The sequence below is a fragment of the Pseudomonas sp. SIMBA_067 genome (assembly GCF_046534675.1).
In the GTDB taxonomy this organism is placed as follows: Bacteria; Pseudomonadota; Gammaproteobacteria; order Pseudomonadales; family Pseudomonadaceae; genus Aquipseudomonas; species Aquipseudomonas putida.
In genome coordinates this window covers 1-268 of sequence record NZ_JAWRYH010000507.1, presented here as the reverse complement: position 1 = coordinate 268, position 268 = coordinate 1, and the positions used below count along the sequence as shown (strand labels likewise).

Here is a 268-nt window from a genome sequence, read left to right as displayed (position 1 = left end):
AAAAGTATAGTCGGTCAGTCCAGGTGCTCTTTCATTACGCCAGCCAGCCACTGCATAAACAGGTTTACACGCCGGGAAAGCTCCCGACGCTGCGGATAAACCAGCGAAAGGGAGAGCGGCTCGGCACGGTAGCCAGGTAATACTTCAATAAGCCGCCCGGCACGCAGGGCTTCGCGCACGGCAATGCGCGGGATCTGAATAATCCCCAGACCGGCAAGACCGGCGGTGAGATAGTTTTCGCTACTGTTTACCGTCAACATGCCGCCAG

The 268-nt window shown here is 57.1% G+C and carries 1 protein-coding gene; it reads right to left on the bottom strand.

Annotated elements, in window-relative coordinates; genetic code table 11:
• Positions 1-14 precede the first annotated feature (14 nt).
• The coding region (locus tag SB765_RS30095) for a LysR substrate-binding domain-containing protein (RefSeq protein ID WP_410932559.1) at positions 15-268 on the bottom strand (254 nt) is incomplete at its 5' end.